At 72.8% G+C, this 12471-nt stretch carries 12 protein-coding genes and 1 pseudogene; 5 read left to right on the top strand and 8 right to left on the bottom strand.

Annotated features, from left to right (window positions below; genetic code table 11):
- Positions 1–4: 4 nt before the first annotated feature.
- Both sdhC and DRB96_RS02185 read right to left on the bottom strand, forming a co-directional pair.
- A complete protein-coding gene (gene sdhC / locus DRB96_RS02190) occupies positions 5–385 on the bottom strand; it encodes a succinate dehydrogenase, cytochrome b556 subunit (RefSeq protein WP_112446511.1) in 381 nt (126 codons plus the stop codon).
- A 152-nt stretch (positions 386–537) separates the two neighbouring features.
- A complete protein-coding gene (locus tag DRB96_RS02185; protein WP_239516867.1) occupies positions 538–1104 on the bottom strand; it encodes a 2-oxo-4-hydroxy-4-carboxy-5-ureidoimidazoline decarboxylase in 567 nt (188 codons plus the stop codon).
- Between the two features lie 476 nt (positions 1105–1580).
- Between DRB96_RS02185 and DRB96_RS02180 the strand changes: the two genes are divergently transcribed.
- Together DRB96_RS02180 and DRB96_RS02175 are read left to right on the top strand one after the other, a co-directional pair.
- Positions 1581–2324: an RNA polymerase sigma factor gene (locus DRB96_RS02180; protein WP_112446510.1), complete on the top strand. Its 744-nt coding sequence runs from the start codon at positions 1581–1583 to the stop codon at positions 2322–2324.
- Positions 2324–3394 (top strand): hypothetical protein, encoded by a 1071-nt coding sequence (locus DRB96_RS02175; protein WP_112446509.1) that lies wholly within the window; start codon positions 2324–2326, stop codon positions 3392–3394. Before DRB96_RS02180 ends, DRB96_RS02175 begins: the two co-directional genes overlap by 1 nt.
- 274 nt (positions 3395–3668) lie before the next feature.
- On the opposite strand, the gene DRB96_RS02170 is transcribed toward DRB96_RS02175, so the two are convergent.
- Positions 3669–4547, bottom strand: a complete 879-nt coding sequence (locus DRB96_RS02170; RefSeq protein ID WP_112446508.1) for a L,D-transpeptidase family protein — start codon at positions 4545–4547, stop codon at positions 3669–3671.
- A gap of 156 nt (positions 4548–4703) precedes the next feature.
- Between DRB96_RS02170 and DRB96_RS02165 the strand changes: the two genes are divergently transcribed.
- Positions 4704–6299, top strand: a complete 1596-nt coding sequence (locus tag DRB96_RS02165) for a methylmalonyl-CoA mutase family protein (protein ID WP_112446507.1) — start codon at positions 4704–4706, stop codon at positions 6297–6299.
- 98 nt (positions 6300–6397) lie between these two features.
- Positions 6398–7063, top strand: coding sequence for a leucine efflux protein LeuE (gene leuE, locus DRB96_RS02160; RefSeq protein ID WP_112446506.1), 666 nt, complete (start codon positions 6398–6400; stop codon positions 7061–7063).
- Here leuE and DRB96_RS02155 read toward each other — a convergent pair.
- Entirely contained in the window at positions 7056–8390 is a 1335-nt protein-coding gene (locus DRB96_RS02155; protein ID WP_112446505.1) for a polysialyltransferase family glycosyltransferase, read from the bottom strand. The two genes, leuE and DRB96_RS02155, sit on opposite strands and share 8 nt — an antisense overlap.
- The gene (locus DRB96_RS02150) at positions 8387–9412 is read right to left on the bottom strand and encodes a glycosyltransferase family 2 protein (RefSeq protein WP_112446504.1); all 1026 of its coding nucleotides are present in this window, start codon (positions 9410–9412) and stop codon (positions 8387–8389) included. The genes DRB96_RS02155 and DRB96_RS02150 overlap by 4 nt, the downstream gene beginning before the upstream one ends.
- 218 nt (positions 9413–9630) lie before the next feature.
- Here DRB96_RS02150 and DRB96_RS02145 point away from each other — a divergent pair, with 218 nt between their 5' ends.
- Positions 9631–10977 carry a DUF6716 putative glycosyltransferase gene (locus DRB96_RS02145; RefSeq protein WP_112446503.1) on the top strand — a complete coding sequence of 449 codons (1347 nt, stop codon included), beginning with the start codon at positions 9631–9633 and terminating at the stop codon, positions 10975–10977.
- A gap of 14 nt (positions 10978–10991) precedes the next feature.
- On the opposite strand, the pseudogene DRB96_RS02140 reads toward DRB96_RS02145, so the two are convergent.
- From DRB96_RS02140 to DRB96_RS02130, 3 genes and pseudogenes are all read right to left on the bottom strand, one after another.
- Positions 10992–11147 (bottom strand): annotated as a pseudogene (locus tag DRB96_RS02140) (adenylyltransferase/sulfurtransferase MoeZ); the annotation flags it as partial.
- Between the two features lie 185 nt (positions 11148–11332).
- Positions 11333–11854 carry a hypothetical protein gene (locus DRB96_RS02135; protein ID WP_112446502.1) on the bottom strand — a complete coding sequence of 174 codons (522 nt, stop codon included), beginning with the start codon at positions 11852–11854 and terminating at the stop codon, positions 11333–11335.
- Positions 11855–11947: 93 nt separating this feature from the next.
- Complete coding sequence (locus tag DRB96_RS02130) at positions 11948–12463, bottom strand: flavodoxin domain-containing protein (protein WP_112446501.1); 516 nt, start codon at positions 12461–12463, stop codon at positions 11948–11950.
- Between the last annotated feature and the right edge of the window lie 8 nt (positions 12464–12471).

The raw sequence follows: 12471 nt of genomic DNA, 5'->3' as shown, positions 1-12471 counted from the left end.
CGTGTCACTTCCCGAACAGTTCGAGGTAGGCGTGGTGCAGCACGGGGTACACGGCCCCGGCCATCAGCACGATCCAGACGCCCACGACGGACCAGAGCATCTGCTTCTGGTAGCGCGGGCCCTTGGACCAGAAGTCCACGGCGATGACACGGAGACCGTTGAGCGCGTGGAACAGGATTGCGGCGACGAGGCCGTACTCCAGCAGCGCGACGATCGGAGTCTTGTAGGTAGCCACGACATCGTCGTACGCCTCGGGAGAGACGCGGACGAGAGCGGTGTCGAGGACGTGTACGAACAGGAAGAAGAAAATGAGGACGCCGGTGACTCGATGAGCCACCCAGGACCACATTCCTTCCCGGCCGCGGTACAACGTTCCAGCCGGCACGGAAAACCCTCCGGAAGCGGGGCGGGGGCCAGCCGGCTTCTTTGTCGGTCGGGCCCGGCCGGGTACGGTCCTCCGGCCCCGGACATCGTAGCGACGCTTTGTCGGTTCCCTCGCGCGGGGGCCATCGGTGTGATCAAACAGGCACGGACGGACTATCCCACAGGGGCGAATAGCCCGAATTCGACGGAGGACATCCCATCTGTCGAGGTCAGCCAGCGTGTCAGATCGGCCAGCCGGGCCTGCGCGACACGACGGAGCTCGTCCGCGGAGATCGCGCGCTCCTCGTCCACCTCCAGCTCCATCCGCCGCCGGATGGCGGCCAGCAGCTGGTCCGCCTGCTCCTCCGGGGTGTGCCCGTCGAGGCAGATCACGAAGGCGTGGCCAAAGGTCCGCTCGTATTCCGCGTGGGCCGCGTCCAGCGCGAGCAGGGCGGCGAACGAGGCCCCTTGCTCCAGCTCCGGCGGGAACTCGCAGGCCAGCGCCTCGGAGAGATCCGCCTGGGAGAGGTCGTACGAGGCTTCGTCCGCGGCGGCGAGTAGCGCGCCGGCGTCGGGGTAGGGGCGGTGGGCGGCCACCCGGTGGGCCCAGCGCCGGCTGCCGCAGCAGTGCAGCAGGGCGGCGTGGGCGGACTCGGGGGACAGGGCGTTGAACCGCGCGAGCCCGGAGCCGTGGAAGGGGTCGGAGCTGCCGCGGGCCTGTGCCGGAAGGTGGCTGGACAGCGGGGGGCTCCTCGTGGCGTGGCGCGGGTGTTCCGCCACGCTATCGACGTGGGGCGGGGAGTGTCGTACGCATCCTGGGTTTTCACCCGGAAGTGAGCCGAAAGGATGACAAGAGCGCATGTGGGCCGGGTGCGGGGCGAGCGGGAGGCCGGGCATCATGGCGGGAGTCGCGGCCGCAGGAGGAGCGGCCAGGAGATCGGCCGCAGGAGCGGCCGGGGGATCGGCCGGCGGGCCGGCCCGGGGAAAGGGGAGGGCGACCGAGGCCGCCACCCCCCACAGGAGAGGCCCCGGCCGCCATCCGTCACGGACTCGTGCGACAAGCCCGTACCCCTGTCAGCGTCTTGGGTGCGTTTTGTGTCACACCTCGCTCCGCGCAGGATTGGTTGCTCGTTGTACAACTCGTGGACGAAGGTGCTTGAAACCCGTAACGTGCTGATTTGCGCCACACGTACAGGACAGTGAACGGGTTGGGGACTTTGCTGGGGGACGACGCGGAGCTGACCACCGCGGTGCTCGCGGCACAAGACGGCGACGAGAACGCGTTCCGTACTGTGTACCGCGCCGTGCACCCACGCCTGCTCGGATACGTCCGCACGCTCGTCGGCGACGGCGACGCGGAGGACGTCACCTCCGAGGCCTGGCTGCAGATCGCCCGCGACATCGACTCCTTCACCGGCGACGCCGACCGCTTCCGCGGCTGGGCCGCCCGGATCGCGCGCAACCGCGCCCTCGACCACATCCGCATGCGCGGCCGGCGCCCCGCCGTCGGCGGCGACGAGACCGAGCTGACGGGCCACGCCGCCGATTCCGACACCGCCGTCGAAGCCATGGAGTCCCTCTCCACCTGCCGCACGATGGCGCTCATAGCCCAGCTCCCGCAGGACCAGGCGGAAGCCGTCGTCCTGCGGGTCGTCGTCGGCCTGGACGCCAAGAGCGCGGCCGAGACCCTGGGCAAGCGGCCCGGCGCGGTACGCACCGCCGCCCACCGGGGACTGAAGAAACTCGCCGAGCTGCTCGGCGCGGAGGGCGGTTTCGAGCCTGACTCCGACATCGACTCCGGACTGGGGCGCGGCCTCGGCGATAATGGCGGTGGCCAGGCGCGGGACGCGGGGGGCGAGAGGGATCTCGACGGCGTTCCGGCGCAGCGGGCCCATGGCGGGGGCCTCGTAGAACAAACCGGTGTGACGCATTCACGTTGGCGGACGCAGAAGGACATGTGATGGCCGACGAGCGCGACAGGTGGCTGGACAAGGCCGCGGCGGACAGACTGCTGCGCGGCGAACCGGCCGTACCTGGCGCCGAGCACCACGCGCGGGCACGGGCCGAGCGGCTGCGTGCCGCCCTCGACGCACTGGCCGAGCCGCCGCCGGCGCTCGGCGCCGAGTTTCCCGGAGAGGCCGCCGCCGTGGCCGCGTTCCGCGCGGCGCGCGGCACGCTGCCCCAGGGCCGGGCCGTCGGCGCCGACGTGTTCGCCGCCGGCGACACGGTGGTCGACCTCAGCCCGCCGCCCGGCTCGGCGTCCGCTGCCCGCCCGGCGGGCCCGGGCTCCGGCTCCGCCGCGGATCGCGCTGCCCGCTCCCGGCCGGCCAGGCCGGCCCGGTTCGCCCTCGCGGCGGCCCTGGCGAGCGTCGCGGTGGGCGGCCTGGCGGCCGCCGCCGGAGCCGGCCTGCTGGACCGGGACACGAACGAGAGCGCGGGCCAGCTCCCGGCCGTCTCGGTGACCGCCGGATTCTCCCCGGAGGCCTCGGGCGGCGCCGACTCCCCGCTCGTCCCGCCGTCCCGGCCGGTCCCGCCGCCGGGTGGCGAGAGCCGGGGGAGCAGCCCGGATCCGGGGCACACCCCGGGCCCGGGCGACCGTATGACGACCGGGCCCGACGGCGACGGCTCCACCGGGGCGGGCGGCGCGACCGCGGCGGAGCCGTCCGCGGGCGTCTCGGCCGGCGGCACCGGCCGGGACACCGACCGGGAGGGCGAGGACCGCTTCCTCCTCGGCGGTACCGAGGGCGCGACCGGCAAGGAGACGGAGACCCGGACCAGGGCGGTGGCGCTGTGCAAGGACTACCGGGCGGGCACGCTCGACGACGACCGCCGGGAGAAGCTCGTACGCCTGGCCAACGGGCTGCTGCGGGTCCCGCGCTACTGCCAGTCGGTGCTCGACGGCGCGGCCGCGGGCGGCACGAGGGGTGACTCTCCGGTCTCGTCGGGGCGCAAGCCCCCGATGGGCTCGGCGACGCTGGAGCCGGCCCGGCCGCTCACGGACGGATCCGTGGGGTCGGGCACCCGCCGCTGAGCGCGGCCGCGGCCGGCGGGAAGCACCGGGGACCGGGTATCGGACATTGTCCTGAAACGGTCGCCCACCCGGCTGTAACACTTTTCGAACCGGCGGCGCAGTACATAACGAGCCGACTGGTCATCGGCGCGCATGAGCCGGGGTTCCCCCCGTACCCCTGGGCTCTGCGCAACCGGCGCGGGCGGGATTCGTTCCCCCGATCCCGCCCGCGCCCTCAACGTCCGACCCCTGGCCGGCAGGCCGGCGGACGACCCGCCGGCACCGGCCCCCGGGCTCACCAGTAGACGACGACCTTGTCGCCGTTCTGGACCGAGCTGAAGAGCGCCGACAGCTTGCCCTTGTCCCGGACGTTCACGCAGCCGTGCGAGGCGCCGGCGTAACCGCGGGCGGCGAAGTCGGCCGAGTAGTGCACGGCCTGGCCGCCGCTGAAGAACATCGCGTACGGCATCGGCGTGTGGTAGATCGTCGACACCCAGTCCTTCTCCTTGCGGTCCACCTTGAACACGCCCTCGCGGGTCGGGGTGTTCTCCGAGCCGAAGCGCACGTCCATCGTGGAGATGACCTTGCCGTCGATCATCCAGGCGAGGGTGCGGCTCTCCTTGCTGATGCACATGACGCGGCCCTCCATGCAGCGCGGGTCGGGCGCGTCGGCCTCGTTGACGGTCGGCGGGCGCAGCTCGTCGGCGGTCGGCTTCTTGGAGAGGCTCTGGACCTTCTTCCAAGTGGGCTCGTCCACGCCGCCGGTGGCGCTCAGGCCGTTCTTCGTCTGGAAGGACTTGACCGCGGCGGTCGTCTTCGAGCCGTAGAACCCGGTCGGCGCGACCGACATCAGCTTCAGCTGCCGCAGCCGGGCCTGGAGCTCGCGGACCTGCTCGCTGTCGTCACCGTTGGCCATGACCTGCTTCACGGTCGGCGAAGGCGAGGCGGAGGCCGACGGGGAGGCGGAAGCGGAAGCCGACGGGGACGGGGAGGCGTCGCCGGGCTTGGCGTCCGAGGACGGCGAGGTCTCGGGAGAGGCGACCGCCGTGGGCGACGCGGGCGCGGAAGAACCGGAGCCCGTGGCCCCCGACTTCTGCGGACCGCAGGCGGTCGCGGCGAGTGCGACGGCGGTGGCCAGGCCGAGTGCGCGGATTATGACTTTCTGGCGGTGCATTGCGGTCCCCCGATTTCTGTCTGTGTACCTAGGTGATGCGCGACGGGCGTGGAGAGTTGCAAGGAAGGCCGCGATGTTGCGCCATTGTGACCAGCGGCCGTCGCGGGGACGTTGTATCAGCCCCGGGGCCCTCGGATCCACGAAGGAGCGCGGCACATGGACCGGCACGCGGAGCGGCACACCGAGAGCGGCGTCCCGATCGAGCCGGTCTACCGGCCGGGCGACTTGGCGGGTTGGGACCCCGTGACCGAACTGGGCGAACCCGGGGCCTTTCCGTACACCCGCGGGGTCTACCCGACGATGTACACCGGACGGCCCTGGACGATGCGCCAGTACGCCGGCTTCGCCACCGCCGCCGAGTCCAACGCCCGCTACCGGCAGCTCATCGGGAGCGGCGCCGCCGGACTGTCCGTGGCCTTCGACCTGCCCACCCAGATGGGCCACGACTCCGACGCCCCGCTCGCGCACGGCGAGGTCGGCAAAGTGGGCGTCGCCATCGACTCGGTCGAGGACATGCGGGTGCTGTTCGACGGGATCCCGCTCGACCGGGTCTCCACCTCGATGACCATCAACGCGCCCGCCGCGCTGCTGCTCCTGCTCTACCAGCTGGTCGCCGAAGAACAGGGGATCGGGGCCGACGCCCTGACCGGCACGGTCCAGAACGACGTGCTGAAGGAGTACATCGCACGGGGGACCTACATCTTCCCGCCCGGACCGTCCCTCAGGTTGACGGCCGACACCTTCCGCTACTGCCGGGCCGAACTGCCCCGGTGGAACACCATCTCCATCTCCGGCTACCACATGGCCGAGGCCGGGGCCTCGCCCGCGCAGGAGATCGCCTTCACCCTCGCCAACGCGATCGCGTACGTGCGCACCGCACTGGCCGCCGGGATGGAGGTCGACGCGTTCGCGCCCCGGCTGTCCTTCTTCTTCGTCGCCCGCACCACCCTCCTGGAGGAGGTCGCGAAGTTCCGCGCGGCCCGGCGGATCTGGGCCCGCGTCATGCGCGAGGAGTTCGGGGCCCGGGACCCGAAGTCGCTGATGCTGCGCTTCCACACCCAGACCGCCGGGGTCCAGCTGACGGCGCAGCAGCCCGAGCTCAACCTCGTACGGGTGGCCGTGCAGGGGCTGGCCGCCGTGCTGGGCGGCACCCAGTCGCTGCACACCAACTCCTTCGACGAGGCGATCGCGCTGCCCACCGAGAAGTCGGCCCGCCTCGCGCTGCGCACCCAGCAGGTGCTGGCGTACGAGACGGACGTGCCGCACACGGTGGACCCCTTCGCGGGGTCGTACGCGGTGGAGCGGATGACGGACGACGTGGAGGCGGCGGCGCTCGCCCTGATGCGGCGGGTCGAGGACATGGGCGGGGCGGTGGCCGCGATCGAGGCGGGCTTCCAGAAGGGGGAGATCGAGCGGAACGCCTACCGGATCGCGCGGGAGACGGAGAGCGGCGAGCGGGTGGTGGTCGGGGTCAACCGGTTCGCGCTGGCCGAGGAGGAGCCGTACGAGCCGCTGCGGGTGGATCCGGCCATCGAGGACCGGCAGCGGGCCGCGCTGGCGGCGCTGCGGGCGGGGCGCGACGGCGCGGCCGTGGCCGCGGCCCTGGCGGCGGTCCGGGAGACGGCCGCGGGGACGGGGAACGTGCTGTACCCGGTGCGGGAGGCGTTGCGGGCGAGGGCCACGGTGGGGGAGGTGTGCGGTGCGCTGCGGGAGGTGTGGGGGACGTACGTGCCGGCCGATTCCACCTGGTGACCCGGCCGCGACCAGCCGTCACCGCCCGGCGGACCCGTGCGTCCGCCCTGTGAAAACGACTGGCGCGACAGGTGCGTCGTCATGGGACACTCCTGCACATGCTGGGTGTCACAGATCTTCCGACGTATCTCGCCGGCCTCGTGCTGATCATTCTGCTGCCGGGCCCGAACTCGCTCTACGTGCTGTCCGTCGCCGCGCGCCGCGGGGTCCGCGTGGGCTACAAGGCCGCCTGCGGCGTCTTCACCGGGGACGCCGTGCTCATGACCCTGGCCGCGGTCGGCGCCGGGGCCCTGCTCCAGACCAGCCCGCTGCTCTTCGGCGTCGTCAAACTGCTCGGCGCCGGATACCTGACCTGGCTCGCCGTCGGCATGCTGCGGGGCGCGTGGACGATGTGGCGCTCGCGGCACGAGCGCGCCGCGGCCAAGGACGCGGCCGAAGCAGCTGCGGCCGCCGGGACCGCCGGCGAGGCGGAGCGGCCCTACCGGCGGGCGCTGCTGATCAGCCTGTTCAACCCGAAGGCCATCCTCTTCCTGATGTCCTTCTTCGTGCAGTTCGTGGACCCCTCCTACGCCTACCCGGCGCTGTCCTTCCTGCTGCTGGGCGGGCTGATGCAGATCGGCAGCTTCCTCTACCTGACCACGCTGATCTTCGGCGGCACCCGGCTGGCGGCGGCCTTCAGCAGCCGCAAGCGGCTCGCCGCCGGGGCCAGCTCGGCGGCGGGCGTCCTGTTCCTGGGCTTCGCCGCCAAGCTCGCCGTCAGCTGACCGCCCTGCGCAGCAGCCGGGCCACGCGGCGGGCCGTGCGGCTGCGGGGCAGGAAGGACAGCTGCGCCGGAATGCCGCCCGGCAGGCCCAGGGCGGTGAGCCGGCGGCGGGTGAAGTAGCGCCAGGTGCGCGGGGTCAGCTGCCCGGCCAGCCACCGCTCGGCCTCGGGCCGGCGCTCCGCCAGGATCTTGGGCTGCATCGTGAAGCCGACCGCCGTGAGCAGGCCGGCCGTCTCGGCCGCGGCCGGGGTCCAGGAGCGCACGGCCGCCGCGTCGTCGAGGTCCGGCAGCAGGGCGTCGGCCAGCGCCAGCGGGATCCGGTTGCTGTTCGGGTACGGGTCCAGCCGCGCGAGCACGGCCCCGGTGCCGGTCCGGGCGACCGGGAGTCCGTACAGCGTGGCCGCGGTCAGCAGTCCCGTGGAGAAGCAGCCGACGACCAGGGCCGGGCGCAGCCGCTCGTACAGGGTCTCGGCGAGCACCGGGGCGTCGAGCACGGTGAGCCGGACACCGAGCCGTGCCGCCTCCTCCTCGGCCCGCCGCGCGTAGGCGGCCGGGGCGCTGGGATGCGGTTTGAAGACCAGCTCGCGGTGGCCCAGCGCGTGGGCGCCCCGGACCATCGCCATGTGCAGCTCCTCCTCCTCGGCGGCGGGCATCAGGTCGAGCGCCGACAGGTACTGGCCGAGCAGGAGCGCCGGCGGCCCGTCCGAGGGGGCCGGGACGAGCGGGGCCTCGAGCTCGGACAGCGCAGCCACGACCTTGAGGAAGGCCGCGGCCGGGATCACCTCGGCCCGTACGCCGAACTCGGTCAGCAGCAGCGGCTCCAGGCCCGGTACGAGGTCCAGGTGCAGCACCCGCCGGACGCGCATCCCGAGCTGCGGGTCGAGGCGGAAGCGGGTGGGCCCGTAGCTCATCAGCCCGTCCGCGTAGACCTCGACGGCCGCCCCGGCGAACAGCCGGCACAGGCTCTGGGCGGGCGGGACCTGCAGCGATTCCACGATCAGCTCGACCCGGTCGGAGCCCAGGCCCCACGAGGCGCGCAACTGCCGCTCCCACAGCGGGACGTCGTCGGAGCGCGGGGCCCAGGTGCTGGGGTGCTGCGGGGCGATGACGGCGTTCCAGTCGACGACTTCGTCGAAGCGGGTGCGCAGGGCGGCGAAGCCGGGCGCGGAGTCCAGGCCCGGCGCGACCTCGGCGGTGGCGGAGTGGTTGCTGGTCAGCAGGATCCGGCGGCCGGCGGGCGGGAAGCACCCCGCGTCGAGGGCGGCGGCGAGGGTGGCCGTCCCGTAGAGGGTGGAGGCCAGGAAGACCTGGGTGACGCCCGCGCTCATGCCCGCACCCCCGCGGGGCTCGGCCCCAGGGCCGCGGCCGCGGCGGAGGCCGCGGAGTCCGCCGTCCGGGCGCGGCGGCGCAGCCGGCGGAGCAGGTCGGCGCGGTCGGAGTCCATCGAGTCCAGGGCCCGGTCCAGGACGTCCTGGGGCATTCGGCCGAGTGCGGCCGCGCTCATCGAGCGGAGTTTCTTGGCCACGGCCGGTTCGAACCTTTCGATGGACCCGATGTGGTGCGCGATGATTGCGCAGTATGTTCGGACGGCTTTGGGAAGGAGAAGATCGAATTCCCGGTCGGCGGCCGTGTCCGCGAGTACTTGATCAAATGATCGGATGAAATCCAGCTGCCGCTCGTCGCCGATTTGTGTCAGCGAGGTGGAAACCCCGCGCCGGTAGAAGATCCCGGGCAGGCCGACCGTCGCGAAGGACTCCGCCTCCCGGTGCAGCCGCCAGATCCACGGCCGGTCCTCCGCCGTCCGCAGGCCGTCCGTGAAGTGCAGCAGCCCGCGGTCCAGCAGCCGCCGGTGGTACATCCCCGCCCAGGCGTACGGATAGTCCACCGAGGTCGTGCGGCCGGCCGGCAGGATCGCGGACCGCGGATCGGCCACGACCGAGTCCGGACCGTAGGGGACGCGCTGCACACTGCGCGCCCGGCCCGTGCACCGGACATGGTCGGTGCGGACGAAATCGCAGCTCAGGGCCTCGATGGCGGCGAGGGTGCGGGCCAAGTGGCCGGGCGCCAGCCAGTCGTCCCCGTCCAGGAAGGCGATGTACTCGCCGCGGGCCGCGTCCAGACCGGTGTTCCGTGCCGTCGCCAGGCCGGCGTTGCGTTCGTGTCTGAGGTGCGAGGCGCCGGGCAGCTCGCGCGCCGCCCGCTCCAGGAGGGCGCTCGTCCCGTCCGTCGAGCGGTCGTCGACGAGCAGGAACTCGAAATCGTCCCGGGCGTTGAGTTCGAGACTTTTCAGGGCATCCGGCGCGTATGTCTGCACGTTGTAGAACGGCACGACAACAGAGAGCTTGAGCACTCGCGAGACATTATGACCTCGCTCGTCATTCACCGTGGCCCGGACGAGGATTCCATGTGAACGACGCACGGCGGGCGCGTTAACCCGCACGGTTTCGCATTTCGTCGACGGGTTGTTAACCCGCTGTTGTGCGCTCGTTGGGCCGATCACGGAAAAGGCGGAATAACTTCTGCCGGGTGCCAGCAAGCAACCGCGCGGCCCCACGAGCCGTCCTCCGTATGGCCGTCCTCGCCGATTCCGACACCCGGTGGAAATGGGGAGCGCTCACCGCGCGCCGCCTCGCCCCGGAGCCCGGCTCCGCCCATCTGACCGGATACCTGCTGCGCGGCCGGGCCACGCCCACCGCGCGCCAGCTCGGCGAGGTCGGGGTCCGGACCGACCGGCTCACCGAGGTGACCTGCGCGGGCTTCCTCGCGGACATCGAGCGGGAGCGCTACGACGTGGTCGTCCTCGCGCTCGTCGGCGGAGCCGCGGCGGCCGTCCTGCACGGAGCCCGCGCCCTGTGGCCCGGCCCCGGCCCCCGCCCCGCCTTCGTCACCGGCTACGTCGGCGTCGTGTACGAGAAGCTCGCCGACGGACTGCTGCTGCGGCACGGCGCCGACCTCGTCCTCGCCAACTCCCGCCACGACGCCGACCGGTTCCGCGCCGTGTACCGGGGCGTCGGGGCGGACGCGGACGCCGTCGTGGAGACGGTGCTGCCCTTCCTCGGCGGGGCCCCGTACTCGCCCGTCGGCGACCGGACCCACCGGGTCGTCTTCGCCGTCCAGCCGTCGGTGCCGCAGTCCCGCGCGGACCGCTCGTACCTGCTGCGGCGGGCCGCGGAACACGCCCGGCTGCACCCGGACCGCGAGGTGCTCGTCAAACTGCGCAGCCGCCCGGGGGAGCACACCACCCACCTGGAGGAGCTCCCCTACCAGCGCCTGGCGCAGCAGCTGCCGGGCGGCCTGCCCTCCAACTGCCGCCTGGTGTACGGGAACATGGGCGAGGTCCTGGACACCGCCGACCTGCTGGTCACCGTCTCCTCCACGGCCGCCCTGGAATCCCTGCACCGGGGCATCCCGACGGCCGTCCTCACCGACCTCGGCGTCCGCGAGACCCTGGGCAACCACCACTTCCTGGGCTCGGGCTGCCTGGCCTCCTGGACCGAGCTCGACGCGGGCCTGCTGCCGAAGGGGGACCCGGACTGGCTGGCGGCGCAGGGCGTGGCCCCCGCAGGCGACGGCACGGGCGTCGACGGGACGGCCGGCGACGGCACGGGCGCGGGCGGCGGTGACGCCTACGCCGCGGCCCGGGCCCGGCTCGCGGAGCTGACGGGGCCCGGCGGACTCCCGCCCCTGGCCCCGTACTACACGCAGGCCACCGCACCCGGCTACCTGCCCGGGATCCTGGCCCGCCACCACCTCGGCCCCGACGGGCACCCGCTGCCCGGGGCGCCGCGGCCGGACCAGGGGGAGTCCCGGCTGCGCCGCCGGCTCCGCGCCCACCTGCGCGACGCCGCCCGGGGGGCCTACCGCCACGGCGTCCAGCGCGTCGCGCCGGCGATCCGCCGCCTGGGGGAGCTGTGAGCGCCGCCCGCCCGGCCGAGGCCGCCCGCGACCACGGGCAGCACCTTGGCGTTCTTCCGGCGCTTCTGGCCGGCCATACCCACGTCGGGGATGATCAGGTGGCGGGAGTACCGACGGACCTCGTCAACGGTGAGCTCAGCAGCTGGCTCTACCAGGGGTGGCAGCGACACGGGGACTCCGTAGATGATTAAGTCTTAACGGTGGTCCACAGAACGTAGAGGAACACGGTCATGACCCGGGACGGCGGAGACGGTGCCGAGGTAGGTGCCGGGCCCGCTCCGTGTCGAGCTCCCGGCGCAGCCATGGCAGCGGTTCGCTCCGATCACGCGGTGTGGGCGGCACTCCGGTGAGGGCCTCAGTCATCGTCGACTCCTGATTCAGTGGGCAGTCGGCCCGACCAGCCGGGTTCCAGACGTTCCCAATCCCGTTCCCACATGGACAGGCTGCGCGCCTCGATGGTCCGAAGCCTCAGGTGGACGACGCCTGCGGCCGTCAGTGCGATCAGGGCAGCGGCAGTGGCGCCGACGGTCATCGCGGCGAAGGCCCTCTCGCCCGCGGACGGGGATCCGTGGACCGTACGGCCCGTGTCGTCCACCCAGATCGCGACGGGCCGGCCCGCGGGGGTTTTGGGCTGGACCTTTACGAGGCCCGTGTGCCGGGTGGCCGAAGGGAATTGCCAGGCGGCCTGTGCGACGGAATCGGCGGCACCGCCGGTCCAAGCGTCTGGTGCCCGTTCGGCGGCCCCCACCGTCGTGGCCGTGATCCGGTGCACGTGCTCGGCCTGTTCCAGCGCGGTGCGGCTGTCGACGTTCCACACGGCCAGCCCGACGGCCACTCCGCAGAGAGCAGCGACGAGAGTCGACAGTGCGAAGGCCACGAGCCACCGGGTGCGCGTTCGGTCAGCTGTCCGCCGCAGCGGATTGGGCGGTGTTCCGTGAAGCATGGCGGGCCTCCGGCACCGGGAGTCTTCTCATGGAGCGGGCGGGCCGGCAGCTGTGAGCTCGGCGCCGATGTGGTGTGCCCAGGCCTGGATGCGCTCGGGGTTGCGGAAGTCTCCGCCCTTGCCCTGGCGTACGAGGGCGCGTGCCAGCAGGCCGGGCGTACCCTCCGTGAGGCTGCCGCCGAAGGTGATGTGGTCGCGGGCGCCGAGTTGTCGCATCTGACGGGCGACGGCCCGCACGGGTGGGATGTCGCTGCGTTCGGCGGAGGAGTCGACGGGTCCGCTGCTGAACAGCCAGACGGGACGGTGCTTCAGATAGCGGGCGTTGCGCTTCGCGCAGCGCCGGGCCCGGCCGTTCCACCGCCCTGCGTACAGGGAGCCGCCCAGCACCACCCCGTCGTAACCTCGGACGTCCGTGACCTCGCCGGCCGGGACCACCCAAACGTCGATGCCGTCCTCGCGCAGCGACGTTCCGATCTGCTCCGCGATCCCGGCCGTCGCTCCGTGCTTGCTTCCGTAGGCGACCAGAACCTGTTTCGCACTCATGCGCTTCC

Origin of the sequence: Streptomyces sp. ICC1 (assembly GCF_003287935.1) — a bacterium.
Taxonomy (GTDB): domain Bacteria; phylum Actinomycetota; class Actinomycetes; order Streptomycetales; family Streptomycetaceae; genus Streptomyces; species Streptomyces tritrimontium.
This window is presented reverse-complemented; position numbering and strand designations above follow the sequence as displayed.

Bases quoted from the DNA above. Each gene is read 5' to 3' on its own strand.
- DRB96_RS02175 (WP_112446509.1), top strand. From the start codon at position 2,324: ATGGCCGACGAGCGCGACAGGTGGCTGGACAAGGCCGCGGCGGACAGA.
- DRB96_RS02170 (WP_112446508.1), bottom strand. From the start codon at position 4,547: ATGCACCGCCAGAAAGTCATAATCCGCGCACTCGGCCTGGCCACCGCC.
- DRB96_RS02165 (WP_112446507.1), top strand. From the start codon at position 4,704: ATGGACCGGCACGCGGAGCGGCACACCGAGAGCGGCGTCCCGATCGAG.
- leuE (WP_112446506.1), top strand. From the start codon at position 6,398: ATGCTGGGTGTCACAGATCTTCCGACGTATCTCGCCGGCCTCGTGCTG.
- DRB96_RS02155 (WP_112446505.1), bottom strand. From the start codon at position 8,390: ATGAGCGCGGGCGTCACCCAGGTCTTCCTGGCCTCCACCCTCTACGGG.
- DRB96_RS02145 (WP_112446503.1), top strand. From the start codon at position 9,631: ATGGCCGTCCTCGCCGATTCCGACACCCGGTGGAAATGGGGAGCGCTC.
- DRB96_RS02130 (WP_112446501.1), bottom strand. From the start codon at position 12,463: ATGAGTGCGAAACAGGTTCTGGTCGCCTACGGAAGCAAGCACGGAGCG.